The organism is Paenibacillus glycanilyticus, from assembly GCF_030161375.1.
Classification (GTDB): Bacteria; Bacillota; Bacilli; order Paenibacillales; family Paenibacillaceae; genus Pristimantibacillus; species Pristimantibacillus glycanilyticus_B.
Genome location: NZ_BSSQ01000014.1, coordinates 151,934 through 169,426, shown reverse-complemented (window position 1 = coordinate 169,426; position 17,493 = coordinate 151,934). Strand labels below are relative to the sequence as shown.

Here is a 17,493-nt window from a genome sequence, read left to right as displayed (position 1 = left end):
GTGAGTGTAAAAGTCGTATTCCAGAAAGCGAGGAAGTAACGTGCTGCTTGATCAAATTAAAGGACCTCAAGATCTGAAAGATTTGTCTATGACAGAACTGGAGCAGTTATCCGAGGAGATACGCCAGTTTCTCATTGAGAACCTTTCCGTTACAGGTGGTCATCTCGCACCTAACCTTGGCGTAGTGGAGCTGACTCTCGTTCTCCATTATTTGTTTGACAGTCCGAAGGATAAGTTTCTTTTTGACGTAGGCCATCAATCGTATGTTCACAAAATTCTGACCGGACGCAAAGACCGGTTTGATACATTACGTAAATATAAAGGGCTTTGCGGCTTTGTCAAACGCGCGGAAAGCGAACATGACGTTTGGGAAGCGGGTCATAGCAGTACTTCCCTGTCCGGTGCCATGGGTATGGCGCTTGCCCGCGATTTGAAAGGCGAGGACAACCGGGTCGTGGCCATCATCGGCGACGGCGCGCTTACCGGCGGCATGGCGCTTGAAGCTTTGAACCATATCGGCGATGAGAAGAAGGACATGATTGTCGTGTTAAACGACAATGAGATGTCAATTGCGCCAAACGTTGGCGCGATGCATCATTATTTGAGCAAAATCCGTACGGACCGTCATTATCAGAAAGCGAAAGATGAGCTGCATCATTTGCTTAACAAGATTCCGGCAATTGGCGGAAAGCTTGCGAAGACGGCCGAACGGTTTAAAGACAGCCTGAAATATTTGCTCGTCAGCGGCATTTTGTTTGAGCAATTTGGCTTCACTTATTTAGGGCCGGTGGACGGCCATGACATGGAACAAATGATCGAACTGTTCAAACAGGCAGACTCCATTCCAGGTCCGGTTCTGGTGCATGTTATTACCGTTAAAGGGAAAGGGTATTCCCCTGCAGAAGCCGATTCGTTCAAATGGCATGGCATCACGCCGTACAAAATCGAATCGGGTCAAGTTGTCAAGGCAGTTGGTCCACCGATGTACACAGACGTATTTGGCAATACATTGATTGAACTGGCCGAGCAAGATAAACGGATCGTTGCGGTAACGCCTGCAATGCCTGGCGGTTCCGGGCTCCTCAAATTTGCCGAACGGTTCCCTAACCGCATGATCGACGTAGGCATTGCCGAGCAGCATGCGGCAACCATGTCCGCCGCTCTCGCAATGGAAGGAATGAAGCCGGTTTATGCGGTATATTCCACTTTCCTGCAACGTGCTTACGATCAGGTTGTGCATGATATTTGCCGTCACAACGCGAATGTTGTATTTGCGATTGACCGTGCCGGTTTTGTTGGCCCGGACGGCGAGACGCATCAGGGCGTTTATGATATTGCGTTCCTTCGCCATATACCGAACCTTGTCATTATGATGCCTAAGGACGAGAACGAACTTCGCCGCATGATGAAGACGGCGATTGATTATAACGAAGGCCCGATTGCGGTCCGTTATCCGCGTATCAACGGATTGGGCGTCAAGATGGACGAACAACTGCTCCCGCTGCCTATCGGTAAGTGGGAAACGCTTCGGGAAGGCGATTCTGCCGTCATTCTGGCGATGGGGCCAATGATCCAGGTAGCTGAAGAAGCCGCCGATCTGCTCAAGCGTGACGGACTTCAAGTCCAGATTGTGAATGCCAGATTTATTAAGCCGCTTGATGAAGATATGCTTTTGGCTTTCGCAGCGGAAGGGAAACATATTCTTGTTATTGAAGAAAGCTCTGAACTCGGCGGGTTCGGCAGCGCGGTGATGGAGTTCTACTCTTTGCGCGGTATTTACGGAATGTCTGTTCGTATTATGGGCGTTCCGGACATTTTCGTGGAACACGGTTCCATCAAAGAGCAGCGAGTGGAAGTTGGCTTAACGGGAGAGAGAGCGGCAATGGAGCTTAAGAATATGCTTCCGAGCCTGCAGAAACGCGCAACCGGGCAGTAATGAAGGAGAAACATGACAACAACACCTAAGGAAAGAATCGATGTATTGCTTGTAGAGCGCGGATTCTACGAGAGCAGGGAAAAAGCGAAAGCAGCAGTAATGGCGGGGCTTGTTCTGGTGAACAACGAACCGGTGGACAAAGGCGGAATGAAGGTTCCGCGCGAAGCTGAAATCAAGGTGAAAGGCGCGATCCACCCGTATGTAAGTCGCGGGGGATTAAAGCTTGAGAAAGCGATTCGTTCCTTTGATCTTGATCTAAACGGCAGAGTCATGCTGGATATCGGTGCCTCTACAGGAGGTTTTACCGATTGCGCTTTGCAAAACGGCGCCTCTTTCGTGTATGCCATCGATGTTGGTTACAATCAGCTGGACTGGTCGCTTAGACAGGATGAAAGAGTACGCGTCATGGAACGGACCAATTTCCGATACACGCAGCCGGCTGATTTGGAAGGACCACCGCCGACTTTCGCTTCGATTGACGTATCCTTTATATCGCTTAAGCTTATTTTGCCGGCTCTCAGCGGTTTGCTGGGCGTTGGTTCCGCAATTGTTGCACTTATCAAGCCGCAATTCGAAGCGGGGCGGGAGAAGGTTGGCAAATCAGGCGTAGTACGGGAACCTGCCGTTCACAAGGAAGTGCTTGAGAACGTTCTTGGAGCTGCTTCCGAGCTTGGCTACAAGCTGCAAAACCTGACTTTCTCGCCTATTACCGGCGGAGAAGGCAACATCGAATTTCTCGCTCATTGGACGTGGGAGAACGAGCCAAACGGCCAAGTGCCGGATGAACAGCTGATTTCGGACGTTGTCCGTCAAGCAAGCGAGACCTTTACCGTTAACAAAAAACATTAACCATAGCAGCTTTGTTTCACACCACAAGCACAAGCATGCGGGTACGAAACAGATGGAAGGGAATGCTAAGCCGCAATGCGGCAGGCGTTCCCTTTTGTTTTCTATGTGCAAGCAGCCGTTTTTATTTCCCCTCTTTACAAACATGTGTTCGATTTGCTAAACTGAAAGCAACCAAACATGCGTTCGTCCATTTGTTCTGAGAGGAAAATGCTCCCTTCATCACGAACCAATTAAGTAAACAAGGTTCTAATGGATAGGAGGGCTGTGTATGGGAATGTTCGGTGACTGGTTTATTATGCTAGTCGCTGGCGCATTTTTATTGTTCTGGGCATACCGCGGTGTCTATAAGTGGCTTCATCAGCCTGTCAGCGTTAATCGGTTAACGCTTGGCAAGGGCGGTGAACTGGATGTAGACGATGAGAACGTTCTGTTCCTGGAACGTTCCGGCTATGAGGTTATCTCCGGTAAGCACAGAGTTCCGGTAGGAATTGAATTGGACGGACAATCACTGAACAGCCGACTGTACATTGATTATATTGCCGAGCAAGATGGCAAAATGTATATTGTAAAAACTGCTCGCGAACGAATGCCGATGGATTGGACAGGCAGCGGCGTAAGAGACCGTTTGCTTGTGTATTCGCTCCTGTTGCCGGAATGCACGGGAATTTTGTTCGTCGACGCGAAAGAGCAGATTGTTCGGCAAATTATTTTTCATATAAGCGACTAGCATGTTTTGGGGAGGAAGAACGTAATGAAGGGCATTAGACAGTACAAAATCAAGGAATTAATTACGAAAAGTACGATCGAAACACAAGAGGAACTGGTTGACGCTTTACGGGAAGCCGGACTTCAGGTCACACAAGCGACCGTATCAAGAGATATGAAGGAGCTTATGCTCATTAAGGTGCCCGCTGGAGATGGCCGTTATAAATATTCGCTGCCTCAGGATCAGCAGCGTCATAACCCGATTAATAAGCTGAAGCGGGCGCTTATTGATCACTTCACCCATATTGACTATACCGAGAATCTGGTCGTCATGAAATGTTTGCCGGGTACGGCCAATGCCATTGGCGCATTGATCGACAACATGGAATGGCCGGAGGTTATGGGTACAATATGCGGCGATGATACGATCCTAATTATTTGCCGAACGAAGGAGAAGAGCGGCGAGCTTGTAGAGAAGCTGCTCGACCTTCTGAATTAATCATTGTTGGAGGTCATAGGCCATGCTGCGCGAGTTATCCATTCGGAATTTGGCGGTTATTGAGGAAGTAAATGTTTCGTTTCATCATGGATTTCATGTATTGACGGGGGAAACAGGTGCAGGGAAATCCATCATAATCGATGCACTGAGCTTAATAGTCGGTGGACGCGGCTCCGCAGATATGGTCAGGTATGGCTGTGATAAAGCCGAGATGGAGGCAATGTTTGATTTACCATCCTCCCATCCGGTATGGATGGTATTGGAACGTCTCGGCGTTCAGGCTTCAAGAGAAGAGATGCTTGTGATTAGACGGGAGCTCACTGCGCATGGCAAGAGCAGCAGCCGCGTCAATGGCCAGTTGGTCACAATGACAATGCTGCGCGAGATTGGCGAATGCCTCGTTAATATACATGGCCAGCATGAACATCAATCGCTCTTGCGAACAGAGCAGCATTTAGAGTGGTTGGATTTGTTCGCGGGTGATTTGCTCATTGAGCGCAAGACAGCCTATAGAGCTGTATATCAACAGCTTCAGCAAGCTAGGGCATCCGTACGCGATCTGGAGGAAACAACCCGGCATAACGTGCAGATGCTGGATTTGTACCGGTATCAGATTGAGGAGATTACAAATGCTAAGCTGAAGGAAAACGAAGATGAGCAGTTAGCGGAAGACAAGCGCAAGCTGCAATATGCCGGTAAGCGGATGGACAGCGTATCCGAGGCCTATGATCTCCTTTATAACGGCAAGGGACTAGCTGTCCTCAGCAAGGCGATCGCCAAGCTAACGGATATCCAGACTTATGACCCTGCCATTTTGACGCCTTTGCTTGAACAGCTGCAATCTGCCTATTATCAAGCGGAGGATGCCGTATTCCAGCTTCGGGATTACCGGGATGGCATCGATTCCGACCCGGAGCAGCTCTCCCTCATTGAAGACAGATTGGATCTGATCAACGGATTGAAGCGCAAATACGGCGAGACCATTCCCGAAATCCTGCAATATCTAGATCGCATAACAGAAGAGCGGGATAAGATCGAGAACCGCGATGAATATTTGGACAGGCTGCGCAAGGACGAACAGCGATTGTATTTGCAAGCACATGAACTGGCGCAAGAATTATCCGAACTCCGTGCCCACGCATCCGAACGTCTTGCTGTTACCATCGAACTTGAATTGAAGCAATTGCAGATGGGCAATACCATTTTCCGCGTACAACTTGATCATCCGGCTTCAGCCGATAGTTCTGAGATGGCAACCTTAAATGCCAACGGTATTGATGAAGCGATCTTTATGTTGTCAACGAATCCGGGAGAGCCATTGAAACCATTGAACAAAATTGCTTCAGGCGGTGAAATGTCGAGAATTATGCTGGCGCTGAAGGCGATCTTCGCAGAGATCGATCAAGTGCCGGTCCTGATCTTTGACGAAGTGGATACTGGTGTCAGCGGAAGGGCAGCTCAAGCGATAGCCGAAAAGATGTCGCAGCTATCGTCCAAGTGTCAGATCTTTTCCATCACGCATCTACCGCAAGTTGCCTGTATGGCCGATCATCATTACGAAATCCGCAAGCAGGTGATTGAGCAACGTACCTCCACTAATGTAACAAAGCTTATGGAGAACTCGCGAATAGAGGAACTTGCCCGTATGTTGGGCGGCGTAGAAGTTACGGAAAAAACTCGCCATCATGCACAAGAAATGCTTGTTTTGGCGGATCGACAGAAGGGAGCCTAATGGAAGGCATTCAGGGAATGTTTTTGCGGTCATAAAACAAGGAGTGCGGGGTAACTTAAAGGTACGCCAATGGCGAAACGACCTTTCTCGTCATGCGATGGAATAACAGGGAGCGTGAAATCATTGAACTCCAGCCCAAGGAAGAAATGGTTTGGCCTAGTTCTCGTTATCTGCGTCTGCATGATCGGCCTCTCCGCGCCGTTTCAACATTTTGCCGCATTCCCGAATGAACTACGTTTATTCTCCGGCCAACTGAAACGATTACAATATGGAGTACCCGTACATGCAGAAGTTACCGTGGATCCACGAATGCTTCAAATTAATGGCTCAACCCGTCAGTCATTATCAGTCAATTTGAACGATCCTATTTCGTTACAACCGCATCAAAGCGGTCAAACGAGCATGAAAGTGAAATTATTTGGTAAAATTCCGTTCAAAACCGTTAAAGTTAATGTGGTTCCTGATTTGAGGGTTATTCCAGGCGGCCAGACCATTGGTGTGAAAGTGAAATCCGCTGGCATACTGGTTGTTGGCCATCATCAGGTTCGCGCTAATAACGGTACGAAAGAGTCCCCGGGTGAAAAAGCGGGTCTCCGGTTAGGCGATCTTATTATTAGGATCGATGGGCACAATATTAATGAAGTACGCAAAGTCGCTGATTTAGTGGAACAAGCAGGTAAAGAACAGCGTCCGCTCGCAATTACTTATAAACGCAATGGTACGATTGGAGAAACAAAGCTATATCCGATCCGAGACGCAGAAGAGCGTAATTGGAAGCTGGGGCTTTATATCCGCGACTCCGCTGCAGGTGTTGGCACCTTAACGTTTTATGCGCCTGAACAGGGCGTTTACGGTGCCTTGGGACATGTTATTACGGATATGGATACCCAGACCCCGATTGAGGTTGGGGAAGGGCAGATTTTACAATCCAGCGTGACGTCCATTAACAAGAGCCAAACGGGAGAGCCTGGAGAAAAACGCGCTCATTTCGTCAAAGAAGGTAAAATTTTAGGCAATATCGAACGAAACACGCCTTTCGGAATTTTTGGCAAAATGAACGAAAATCCGATTCATAGCTACAGTGACAAAACGATTCCCGTAACTTTCGCCGAAGAGGTTAAAGAGGGACCGGCTCAGATTCTGACCGTTGTAAACGGGCAGAAGGTCGAACGATTCAATATTGAAATCGCTCATGTTACCAAACAACCTGCGCCAGCAACTAAAGGGATGGTTATCAAAATAACCGATAAACGTCTTCTTGATAAAACAGGCGGGATTGTTCAGGGGATGTCGGGATCGCCGATCATTCAGAACGGGAAGCTTGTAGGAGCGGTAACGCATGTATTCGTTAACGATCCTTCCTCGGGGTATGGATGTTTTATTGAATGGATGTTGCAAGATGCAGGTATTCTAATGCGAGAGCGAGAGCGATCTACAACGCATCGTACAGCTGCATAAACAAACAAAACCGCTGAGTATCCCTCAGCGGTTTTATTTATGACAAGCGTCTAGAATTGGTTAAGATTGTCGAAAACTTTCGAACGTCATCAACATTTGTAATAAAATATTTATTATAACGAAATTGATTTAAAAATCAAAGGAAAAAAATTTTTCGACAGAAGGAATTTAAAGCGGCGTGTCGAAAACTTTATCCAAGACAACTAGGGAAGGTAATCGCGAGTGAATATCCATTTAAGGGAGGACCAGACCTTGCACAAGATCGAAGTATTGCTGGCAGATGACAATCGTGAATTCACCAATTTATTATCCGAATACATATCGGAACAAAATGATATGAACGTAACCGGAGTAGCTTATAACGGTGAAGAGGTATTGTCTTATTTCGAAGAAGGCAGAAAAGTACCTGATGTTCTCATTTTGGATATCATTATGCCACACTTGGATGGCCTTGGCGTCTTGGAGCGGATTAAGGAATTGAATATCTCGCCTATGCCAAAGATCATCATGTTGACGGCGTTTGGCCAAGAGAATATCACCCAAAAAGCTGTACAACTCGGCGCGTCATATTAAATTTTGAAACCATTCGATATGGAAATTCTTGCGAATCGAATTCGCCAATTGGTGAGCAATACTGCATTTACTTCTTCGGCATCTTTCAGTTCTGCCGCAACAACGACGATCAAATCAAACGTCGTCCCGCTTGCTAAAGGCAAAAATCTTGACGCGAACATTACTAGCATTATTCATGAAATTGGCGTTCCAGCCCATATTAAAGGTTATCAGTATTTGCGCGAGGCTATCACGATGGTGTACAACAACATCGAAATTCTTGGTGCAATTACTAAGACGCTTTATCCGGCAATCGCTGAAAAGTTCAAAACAACGCCATCCCGCGTTGAACGCGCAATCCGCCACGCGATTGAAGTGGCTTGGACGCGCGGCAACATCGACAGCATCTCGCATTTGTTTGGTTACACTATTAACATCAGCAAGTCAAAGCCAACGAACTCCGAGTTTATCGCGATGGTAGCGGATAAGCTTCGGATTGAACACAAAGTCAGCTAAAGACAAGAACCGCTATTTTATTGGTTTTTCCAATATGAAAGCGGTTTTTCTTTTCAGGAAATAAAAAGCACCCCGCAATACTCATTAGAGTTATCGCGGGGTGTTCTACGTCGTCTTAAGCCTGCGGTTTAGGCGGTCTAGGACGTTTGGGACGAAATCTCGGAGCCACGTAATTGCGTTTGCGGTCGCGGAAGAAAATCCAGCCGCCGATAAAACCAACGCCAATCATAAACAAAACAAGACCAAATAGAAAGCTGAGCCACGCGAAATCAGGAGTAATCGAATCATTGCCAAATTCGGAGAAATAATTAAATATAGCATTCTTCATTTTGAGGAAACCGATACAGGCAGCTATGCCGGGAATGACAAGCAGCAGAACGGCAACCAGACGGGCAGCAACTAATTTCATATGTATGATGTTCTCCTTGTATCCGATATCAATATTATTTCCTATGATACCTTTTTCTGAGGGGACTGTCTATTTCGGAAATTTAACGATGTAAATCGATTTGAAAAAAGGTACAATAGGACGAGTAGCAATCGAGACGATCCACTAAACAAACGGCAGAACCTTTGCATTTGTAGGTGGTAATTCATTTAGCTTATGCTTTCGAAGCATGAATCACACAAACGGCAAAACCTATGCCTTTGTAGGTGGTAATTCATTTTAGGAGGAAATACATAAATGACAATCCAAGTGGATGTAGCTGTGCTTGGCGGAGGCCCTGGCGGATACTCAGCGGCGATCAGAGCTGCCCAGCTAGGCAAAAGCGTAGCAATCGTGGAGCTCGATAAGCTAGGCGGCACTTGCTTACATAAAGGATGTATACCGAGTAAATCGCTTCTTCGCAGCGCGGAAGTGTATGCGACTTTGCTAGAGGCTGATAAATATGGGGTTACGGTCGCAGAAGGCGCTTTGTCTCTTGATTTCAATAAAGTTCAAAGCCGCAAGGAAACAACCGTTGAACAATTGCATCGCGGCTTGAAAGGTTTAATGAAGAAATATGATATCCAAGTTATTAACGGCAAAGGCCGCGTGATCGGACCTTCCATCTTTTCTCCGCGCAGCGGATCATTGGCGGTAGAACTAGCGGACGGAGAGATGGAGTCGGTTGTCTCGACAAATCTGATTATCGCGACAGGCTCACGCCCTCGTCATCTGCCGGGACTAAAACCGGATGGCGTGCATATTTTGTCCAGCGACGATGCATTACAGCTTGAGACGCTGCCCGACTCTATCCTCATCGTTGGCGGTGGCGTAATCGGGGTAGAATGGGCATCGATGCTGCAAGATTTTGGCGTGAAAGTCACTTTGATTGAAGTAGGAGCAAGACTGCTTCCAGGCGAAGATGCCGAAGTATCTGCTGAACTAACCCGACTGTTGCGTCGTCGCGGTGTACGAGTACTGACTAATGTCCAGCTCAAGACTGAAGAACTTTCGATTAATGCCGACGAAGTGTCCATTATGGCGGAAACGTCCGAGGGCAATATTTTACTAACGGCCAGCAAGCTGCTTTTATCAGTCGGTCGACAAGCGAACATTGAGAACATTGGACTCGAAAACACCGATATTCAGACGAAAAACGGCGTTATCTTCGTGAATGACAATGGACAAACGACGGAACCTCATATTTATGCGATTGGCGACGTGATCGGCGGGGTTCAGCTTGCGCATGCAGCGGCTCATGAAGGTGTCGCAGCAGCTGAGCATATTGCCGGGCATAAACATGCGGCAACAGATCCAAATCTGATTCCCCGTTGCATCTACTCCCGTCCGGAAGTTGCTTCATACGGATTAACCGAAGATAGCGCAAGGACGAAAGGGCATGATATTAAGACCGGGAAAATTCCTTTTGCGGCAATTGGCAAAGCGCTGGTGCTCGGTGAAGCCGATGGTTTTGTAAAAGTTATAGCCGACCGGAAAACCGGCGATATCCTTGGCGTTCATATGATTGGTCCTCATGCGACGGATTTGATCTCGGAAGCATCGCTTGCCGCATTGCTGAATGCCACGCCATGGGAAGTCGGACAGCTCATTCATCCGCATCCAACCTTATCCGAAGCGCTCGGAGAAGCGATGCTTGCTATCGAAGGCAAATCGCTGGCGCTATAGCGGAAGATTTTCTTTTTCGCGCGAATGCGGTTATAATAGGTAATATCAAGTCTTAGTACCTGGTTTTAAAATCAGGTTAAAGGAGGCATAACCTCATGAGTCAATCAACCGAACAAACCTTTCGGCATAATGAATTGGGCTTAACGAACGAGCAGGCTGTTGAAATGTACGGAATGATGGTGCTTGCGCGTAAATTCGACGAGCGCAACATGCTGCTGCAAAGAGCAGGAAAAATTAATTTCCACGTTTCCGGGATCGGCCAGGAAGTTGCTCAAGTAGCAGCTGCTTTTGCTTTGGACCGGGATAATGATTATTTCCTGCCTTATTATCGTGATTATGGATTTGTACTTGCTGTCGGCATGACGGTCAAAGAATTGATGTTGTCTGTATTTGCGAAAGCCGAAGATCCAAACAGCGGTGGACGTCAAATGCCTGGCCACTTTGGTTCCAAGCGTCTTCGTATCGTTACGGGGTCCAGCCCGGTAACCACACAGGTGCCGCATGCTGTTGGCATCGCGCTTGCCGCAAAGATGAAAAATAAACCAATCGTAAGTTTTGTTACCTTCGGCGAAGGCTCCAGCAACCAAGGAGATTTTCATGAAGGCTGCAATTTTGCCGGGGTTCATAAGCTTCCGGTCATTTTGATGTGCGAGAACAACCAATATGCCATTTCGGTGCCGGTAAGCAAACAGCTTGGCGGCCGGGTAGCGGATCGCGCCTTAGGTTATGGATTCCCGGGTTATCAAGTTGACGGCAACGATGCGCTTGAAGTGTTCCGTGTCGTGAAGGAAGCCCGCGAACGCGCAATTGCCGGCGAAGGCCCAACATTAATTGAAGCGATGATGTACCGCTTGTCTCCGCATTCTACATCCGATAACGACCTTGCTTACCGTACGAAGGAAGAGGTTGATGAGAATCGGGCGAAGGACGGAATTCCGAAATTCAGAATCTATCTCGAAGAATGCGGCCTTTGGAACGAAGAGCTGGAGGCTGAACTTCTAGCTCGCATACGCAAGATGATTGATGAAGCAACGGAATATGGCGATAACGCGCCGTTCCCGGCGCCTGAATCCGTGCTGTTGCATGTGTATGCGGAGGAGGGACAATAATATGGCAAACATGGACTATATTGATGCTATACGTCTGGCAATGAAAGAAGAAATGGAACGGGACGAAGATGTCTTCGTGCTTGGCGAGGATGTTGGCGTAAAAGGCGGCGTATTTACAACGACCAAAGGGTTGCTTGAGCAATTTGGCGAGATGCGCGCCCTAGATACGCCACTTGCAGAATCGGCCATTGCAGGAGTTGCGATTGGCGCTGCCATGTACGGCATGAAGCCTATTGCTGAAATGCAATATTCGGATTTCATGTTCCCGGCTACCAACCAAATTATTAGCGAAGCAGCCAAAATCCGTTATCGTTCTAATAATGACTGGAGTTGCCCGCTTGTCATTCGAGCGCCGATTGGCGGCGGTATTTTTGGCGGCTTATATCACTCGCAATGTCCGGAATCGGTGTTTTTCGGTACGCCAGGCGTTAAGATTGTTGCGCCATATACGGCTTATGATGCGAAAGGTCTCTTGAAAGCGGCCGTGCGTGATCCGGATCCGGTCATCTATTTCGAGAACAAAAAATGTTACAAGCTTATAAACGGCGATGTACCAGCAGACGATTATATCGTTGAGATCGGCAAAGCCAATGTCCTTCGCGAAGGCGATGACATTACAGTTATCGGCTACAGCATGCCGCTCATGTTCGTAGAGCAAGCTGCTGCAGAGCTTGAGCAGGAAGGCATTAGCACTCATATTCTTGACCTTAGAACGCTCCAACCGCTGGATAAGGAAGCGATTCTTGCTGCCGTTCGCAAGACGGGCAAAGTATTGATTATTCATGAAGATAATAAAACCGGCGGCATTGGCGCTGAAGTATCCGCTATTATCGCGGAAGAATTGTTGTATGAGCTTGATGCTCCTATCCAAAGACTTTGCGGCCCGGACGTCCCGGCTATGCCGATTAATCCGCCGGGTGAGAAGTTCTTTATGTTAAATAAGGACAAAGTAAAAGAAGCTATGCGCAATTTGGCGCTATACTAAGCGGCAAGTACGTGTCAGGTAGGGAGATGGATAATTAATGAAATCGGTGAAGGAGATCGTCATTCCTCAGCTGGCGGAATCACTGGTCTCGGCGACTGTTGATAAATGGCTGAAGCAGCCGGGTGACCGGATTGAGATGTATGAACCGATCTGTGAACTGATCACAGATAAAGTAAGCGCAGAACTGCCTTCCACCATTGCAGGGACATTGGTGGAGATTCTGGTAAGTAGCGGCGAAACAGTGCCCGTAGGCACTCCGGTTTGTCGCGTTGAGACAGAAGTCGCTTCCACGGAGGCAACGCAACCGCAGGGTACAGCCAGCGGTTCAAACGCAAGCGCTAGCGCGGACGCGGGAGCGACGGATGAAGGCGATCAATCGATGCGCAATCGATTCTCTCCGGCTGTTCAACAGCTAGCTGCCGAACATGGCGTTCGACTGGCAGATGTGACCGGAACGGGGCTAGGCGGAAGGATTACTCGGAAAGATATCCTTGCCCATGTCGCTTCTGGAGCAACCAAAGCGACTTCGCCAGCAGGATCCAAGCCAGTATCTCCACTGCCAAGCACGACGGTATCGGAGGTTCGTTCGTCAGGTTTGCATTTGACGGAATCGCCTCGCACGCCTACTGTACCTGCTCAAAGCGCGTCCATTGCTGGCCGCGGCGAAGATTTCATCGACGTATCGCCGATCCGCAATGCGATTGCCCGCAATACGATGCTCAGCGTGAACGAAATTCCGCATGGCTGGATGATGATTGAAGTCGACGTGACGAATCTGGTACAGCTTCGCAACAAAGTGAAGGATGAATTCATGAAGCGCGAAGGCATTAATCTGACGTATCTCGCTTTTGTGTTGAAAGCCGTCGTTAATGCGCTCAAAGACTTCCCAATCATGAATTCCATGTGGGCTGTAGATAAAATCATCGTGAAACGGGACATTAACATTTCGCTTGCGGTCGGTACGGAAGAATCCGTAGCAACACCGGTCATTAAAAATGCCGATCATAAAACGATAGCCGGGCTTGCCCGTGAAATCGACGATTTGGCACGCCGAGGACGCGAAGGCAAGTTAACCTTAAGCGATATGCAAGGCGGTACGTTTACGGTTAACAATACAGGCTCTTTTGGATCGATTATTACGAATCCGATCATTAACTATCCGCAAGCTGCCATTTTGACTTTCGAATCGATCGTGAAGCGTCCTGTTGTCATTAACGACATGATTGCAATCCGTTCGATGGCCAACATGTGCTTGTCGCTGGATCACCGCGTATTGGACGGCGTTATTTGCGGCCGGTTCCTGCAGCGGGTAAAAGATAATCTTGAAGGCTTTAATCTGGATACGAAATTGTATTAAGAAACGGGGTAATCCGTAAATGACTGACACGGCATTAACGAGCGTGGAGCGGCATTTGGAAGCCCGATATATACCAATGATCGGTTATGCGGAAGCTTGGGACATGCAAAAATCGATCGTGCGGCAAATCAGCCAGGAGGAGCGGAGAGAGACGCTTCTCCTTCTTCAGCATCCGCCAACCTATACGCTTGGCACGGACCGCCATCACGAGCATTTGCTGCTTAGTGCGGATGAGCTGAAGGAGCGTGGGATATCGGTCTTTGAAATCGACCGCGGAGGGGACATTACTTATCATGGACCAGGACAATTAGTCGGGTATCCGATGGTGTTTCTTCCGATGGAAGGACTGGATTTGCACGCCTATCTTCGGACAGTGGAGCAGGCTATAATCAATTGGCTGGCCGAATATGGTATAGAAGCGGGAAGAAAGCCGGAATATACAGGGGTATGGGTCGGCAATGAAAAAATCGCCGCAATCGGCGTGAAATTCAATCGGGCCCGTGATCGCGGCGGTTTTGTAACCAGCCATGGTTTTGCATTAAATATTGAGGCTGGGATAGGTGATTTTGGCTTTAGCGGGATTATCCCTTGCGGTATTCAAGAATATGGCGTAACCTCTTTTAATGACCTCACCGGCCGTAACTTGACCGTGGAGGAGGCAGCGCGGCAGCTGCTGCCGCATTTCTGCCATGTATTCGGCTTCCAGGTTCCCGAACTACTAGAGTAGAGAACTGATGGACGCTACAAGTGTCGTAACAACTAGAGCAGCAACAACAAGAATAGCAACTAGACGAATCAGCTTTTGCATCTTCAAAGATAAAACTCCTTTCTAATTAGGAAAAAACAAGCTCCCGTCTATTGTAATCGAAAACAGAGAGCGGAGGAAATAGCAATGGTAAATCAAGAACGGATCGTAAGCGAGTTTATTGAGCTTGTAAAGGTTGACAGCGAGACGAGGTTCGAGCAGGAAATCAGCAAGGTACTTAAAGCAAAATTCGCAGAGCTGGGGCTTTCCATTGAGGAAGACGACGCGATGGAAAAGACAGGGCATGGCGCAAACAATTTGTTTGCTTATCTGGAAGGGACAGGGGAAGCCGGTGCGCCTACGATCCTCTTCACCTCCCATATGGACACGGTTGCCCCAGGCAACGGCATTAAGCCGCAGATCGACAGTGACGGATACATAAGAAGCGATGGCACTACAATTCTCGGCAGCGATGATAAAGCCGGCCTTGCCGCGATGCTGGAAGCGATTCGCGTATTGAAGGAAAACAACATTCCGCACGGACCGATCCAATTCGTCATCACGGTAGGCGAAGAATCCGGTCTGCTTGGCGCCCGTCATATGGATGCATCCAAGCTGAAGGCGTCGTTTGGCTATGCCATTGATTCCAACGGTTCGATTGGGGATATGGCGGTCGCAGCACCAACGCAGGCAAAAGTCATTATGAAGCTGCATGGCAAATCCGCGCATGCAGGCGTTAATCCGGAGGACGGCATCAGTGCGATTCAGGTCGCTGCGAAGGCAATCTCCCGTATGCCGCTTGGGCGAATTGATAACGAAACAACGGCCAATATCGGAAGCTTTGAAGGCGGAGGGGCAACAAACGTCGTTTGCGATTTCGTGAAGCTGGTCGCGGAAGCACGCAGTATCGTGCAAGAGAAGTTGGATAGCCAGCTAGTGGCAATGCGCGAGGCGCTGGAGAGTGCTGCGGAGGAATTTGGCGCGCGTGCGGAATTCGAAAGCGATATTATCTATCCGGCTTATGTCCATGATGATCAATCGCCGGTTGTTCAATTGGCTAAACAAGCGGCAACAAATATCGGCCTTACGCCGCGTACGTTCCATTCCGGCGGCGGCAGCGATGCCAACATTTTTAATGGCATGGGCGTTCCGACGGTCAACCTGGCTGTAGGGTATCAACATATCCATACAACAAAGGAACAGATCAAGGTTACTGACCTTGTCAAAATTACGGAGTTTGTCGTCGAGATTATCAAACAAGCCGCTAAGGTTTAAAGATTGCCGAGAACGGCTTGTCCTGACTGTTGCATGCAGACAGTCGGATAAGCCGTTTATTTTGCTTTTTGCGGCTTAAGCAGCTTGTGCAGCGGGATATCCATATTAGAAAGCTTCCGGAGCTGGCTTTGAATTTCCCAAGCTTTGCCGACAAGTCTGAGCTCATTATGTGTTAAGTATTGTTTCATTCCAAACACGCTCCTTTTGGTTGTTTCTTATAAGCAATGGATATGCGAGGAGCGGACAAGTTATGCCGGAATTATCCTATTCTAATAGACAGGGGAGTAATGAGATGACTCAAAATAACGAACTATGGCGCGAGGAAACAATCAGCACCGAACCGATCTTTGAAGGAAAAATGATTACGCTGCAAGTAGATACCGTTGCTATGCCGGATGGACGTACTGCCACACGCGAGATAGTCAAGCATCCTGGCGCAGCTGCCGTGATGGCGCTGCTTGACGGCAAGCTGCTTGTTGTCGAGCAGTTCCGCAAGCCGCTTGAAAAGTTTCAAATCGAAATTCCGGCCGGCAAACTGGACGCAGGCGAAGATCCGCTTGAAGCTGCTGCACGAGAGCTGGAGGAAGAGACCGGTTACCGGTCGGATAACCTAAAGCTGGTTAGCGCTTTTTTTACTTCCCCGGGGTTTGCGGATGAGAAGTTATATTTGTACTTTGCCGACAATGTGACCGTCGGAACGCAGCATACGGACGAAGATGAGTATTTGCAGGTGGAAGCCATCACGCTTGATCAAGCAGAGGCTTATATCGCAGAAGGCCGCATCAGTGATGCCAAGACAATTCTAGCCGTCTATGCCTGGAAGCTTTATCAACTGACGGGCAAGATTTAAAACTTGCATAAGGGCAACTCTCTCAAACGTCATACGATGAATAAAGGAAACATACACTTTATCATTGGGACAAGGGGGAGGGTATGCCATGCGTTCGCCATCATTTCAAGATGCTGTGAAAAACCAGCTGACCTTATATGTATTTGTTGCGGTATTATTTGTTGTAGGGGCGATATTCGGCGGGCTGATGGTCAACGCTTTGACACTCGAGCAGCAACAGGATTTGGCGACGGATGTTAATCAATATATCCGGCTGGTTCATGACGGCGCGACGCCTGATCCCGCGCAGTCTTTTTGGGATAATTTATTTTTCCATGGCAAATGGCTGTTTTTGTTATGGTTCCTTGGCATTTCGGTCGTTGGGGTTCCGTTTGTTCTCGCGCTTGATTTCTTGAAAGGCGCACTTGTTGGATTCGCCATCGGTTCTTTAATTTCCCAGCATGCCTGGAAAGGACTGCTGTTCTCGCTGGCTTCTGTTGCGCCGCCTAATTTAATCGTCGTGCCGGCTATTATGATTACGAGCGTAGCGGCGATTACTTTTTCGACGTTTGTCATCAAAAACCGCTTGTTGCAGCAAAAAGGAGCTTTGGCTCCGCAGGTTGCCGCATTTACTTCAACCGCGCTGCTTATGCTGCTTCTTCTTGCTGGCGCATCGCTATTCGAAGCGTATCTTTCGCCCCACATTATGCAGTGGGCAGCGCCTTATTTGACGGGCTCCGAAACAAGCGTATAACGGCAAAATGTTTGACTTTAGGAATGGTTAACCCCTATAATGAAAGCAAACGTTTCCTGATGTTGGCGCAGACATGTGG

Annotated in this window: 16 protein-coding genes and 1 pseudogene; 15 read left to right on the top strand and 2 right to left on the bottom strand. The window is 48.3% G+C overall.

Going from position 1 to position 17,493, the window contains the following annotated elements:
* Positions 1 to 40: 40 nt before the first annotated feature.
* The 7 genes and pseudogenes from dxs to spo0A all read left to right on the top strand — a co-directional run bounded on the left by dxs (position 41) and on the right by spo0A (position 8,247).
* Entirely contained in the window at positions 41 to 1,936 is a 1,896-nt protein-coding gene (gene dxs / locus QQK89_RS17180) for a 1-deoxy-D-xylulose-5-phosphate synthase (protein ID WP_284239864.1), read from the top strand.
* Between the two features lie 12 nt (positions 1,937 to 1,948).
* A complete protein-coding gene (locus QQK89_RS17175; protein ID WP_284239863.1) occupies positions 1,949 to 2,785 on the top strand; it encodes a TlyA family RNA methyltransferase in 837 nt (278 codons plus the stop codon).
* Between the two features lie 268 nt (positions 2,786 to 3,053).
* Positions 3,054 to 3,512 carry a hypothetical protein gene (locus QQK89_RS17170; protein WP_284239862.1) on the top strand — a complete coding sequence of 153 codons (459 nt, stop codon included), beginning with the start codon at positions 3,054 to 3,056 and terminating at the stop codon, positions 3,510 to 3,512.
* 24 nt (positions 3,513 to 3,536) lie between these two features.
* Positions 3,537 to 3,989 carry a transcriptional regulator AhrC/ArgR gene (ahrC, locus tag QQK89_RS17165; protein WP_284239861.1) on the top strand — a complete coding sequence of 151 codons (453 nt, stop codon included), beginning with the start codon at positions 3,537 to 3,539 and terminating at the stop codon, positions 3,987 to 3,989.
* A 22-nt stretch (positions 3,990 to 4,011) separates the two neighbouring features.
* Positions 4,012 to 5,721: a DNA repair protein RecN gene (gene recN / locus QQK89_RS17160; protein WP_284239860.1), complete on the top strand. Its 1,710-nt coding sequence runs from the start codon at positions 4,012 to 4,014 to the stop codon at positions 5,719 to 5,721.
* A 123-nt stretch (positions 5,722 to 5,844) separates the two neighbouring features.
* Positions 5,845 to 7,179 (top strand): SpoIVB peptidase, encoded by a 1,335-nt coding sequence (gene spoIVB, locus QQK89_RS17155; protein WP_284239858.1) that lies wholly within the window; start codon positions 5,845 to 5,847, stop codon positions 7,177 to 7,179.
* A 252-nt stretch (positions 7,180 to 7,431) separates the two neighbouring features.
* Positions 7,432 to 8,247: pseudogene (gene spo0A / locus QQK89_RS17150) on the top strand (sporulation transcription factor Spo0A).
* A 115-nt stretch (positions 8,248 to 8,362) separates the two neighbouring features.
* Here the strand turns inward: spo0A and QQK89_RS17145 are convergent.
* Entirely contained in the window at positions 8,363 to 8,656 is a 294-nt protein-coding gene (locus QQK89_RS17145; protein WP_284239857.1) for a DUF2627 domain-containing protein, read from the bottom strand.
* A 276-nt stretch (positions 8,657 to 8,932) separates the two neighbouring features.
* Between QQK89_RS17145 and lpdA the strand changes: the two genes are divergently transcribed.
* The 6 genes from lpdA to QQK89_RS17115 all read left to right on the top strand — a co-directional run bounded on the left by lpdA (position 8,933) and on the right by QQK89_RS17115 (position 15,831).
* Positions 8,933 to 10,360, top strand: a complete 1,428-nt coding sequence (gene lpdA / locus QQK89_RS17140) for a dihydrolipoyl dehydrogenase (RefSeq protein WP_284239856.1) — start codon at positions 8,933 to 8,935, stop codon at positions 10,358 to 10,360.
* 95 nt (positions 10,361 to 10,455) lie between these two features.
* On the top strand, positions 10,456 to 11,469 hold the full coding sequence (locus QQK89_RS17135; RefSeq protein ID WP_284239855.1) for a thiamine pyrophosphate-dependent dehydrogenase E1 component subunit alpha: 1,014 nt from the start codon (positions 10,456 to 10,458) through the stop codon (positions 11,467 to 11,469).
* Between the two features lies 1 nt (position 11,470).
* A complete protein-coding gene (locus QQK89_RS17130) occupies positions 11,471 to 12,454 on the top strand; it encodes an alpha-ketoacid dehydrogenase subunit beta (RefSeq protein WP_284239854.1) in 984 nt (327 codons plus the stop codon).
* Positions 12,455 to 12,491: 37 nt separating this feature from the next.
* Positions 12,492 to 13,811 carry a dihydrolipoamide acetyltransferase family protein gene (locus QQK89_RS17125; RefSeq protein WP_284239853.1) on the top strand — a complete coding sequence of 440 codons (1,320 nt, stop codon included), beginning with the start codon at positions 12,492 to 12,494 and terminating at the stop codon, positions 13,809 to 13,811.
* A 19-nt stretch (positions 13,812 to 13,830) separates the two neighbouring features.
* Positions 13,831 to 14,538 (top strand): lipoyl(octanoyl) transferase LipB, encoded by a 708-nt coding sequence (gene lipB, locus QQK89_RS17120; protein WP_284239852.1) that lies wholly within the window; start codon positions 13,831 to 13,833, stop codon positions 14,536 to 14,538.
* Positions 14,539 to 14,703: 165 nt separating this feature from the next.
* Positions 14,704 to 15,831, top strand: a complete 1,128-nt coding sequence (locus QQK89_RS17115) for a M20/M25/M40 family metallo-hydrolase (RefSeq protein WP_284239851.1) — start codon at positions 14,704 to 14,706, stop codon at positions 15,829 to 15,831.
* 56 nt (positions 15,832 to 15,887) lie between these two features.
* Here the strand turns inward: QQK89_RS17115 and mciZ are convergent, their stop codons facing one another.
* Positions 15,888 to 16,019: a Z-ring formation inhibitor MciZ gene (mciZ, locus tag QQK89_RS17110; protein WP_284239850.1), complete on the bottom strand. Its 132-nt coding sequence runs from the start codon at positions 16,017 to 16,019 to the stop codon at positions 15,888 to 15,890.
* Positions 16,020 to 16,123: 104 nt separating this feature from the next.
* On the opposite strand from mciZ, the gene QQK89_RS17105 reads away from it, so the two are divergent.
* Both QQK89_RS17105 and spoIIM read left to right on the top strand, forming a co-directional pair.
* Positions 16,124 to 16,681, top strand: a complete 558-nt coding sequence (locus tag QQK89_RS17105; RefSeq protein WP_284239849.1) for an NUDIX hydrolase — start codon at positions 16,124 to 16,126, stop codon at positions 16,679 to 16,681.
* An 88-nt stretch (positions 16,682 to 16,769) separates the two neighbouring features.
* Positions 16,770 to 17,414 (top strand): stage II sporulation protein M, encoded by a 645-nt coding sequence (gene spoIIM, locus QQK89_RS17100; RefSeq protein ID WP_284239848.1) that lies wholly within the window; start codon positions 16,770 to 16,772, stop codon positions 17,412 to 17,414.
* Positions 17,415 to 17,493 lie beyond the last annotated feature (79 nt).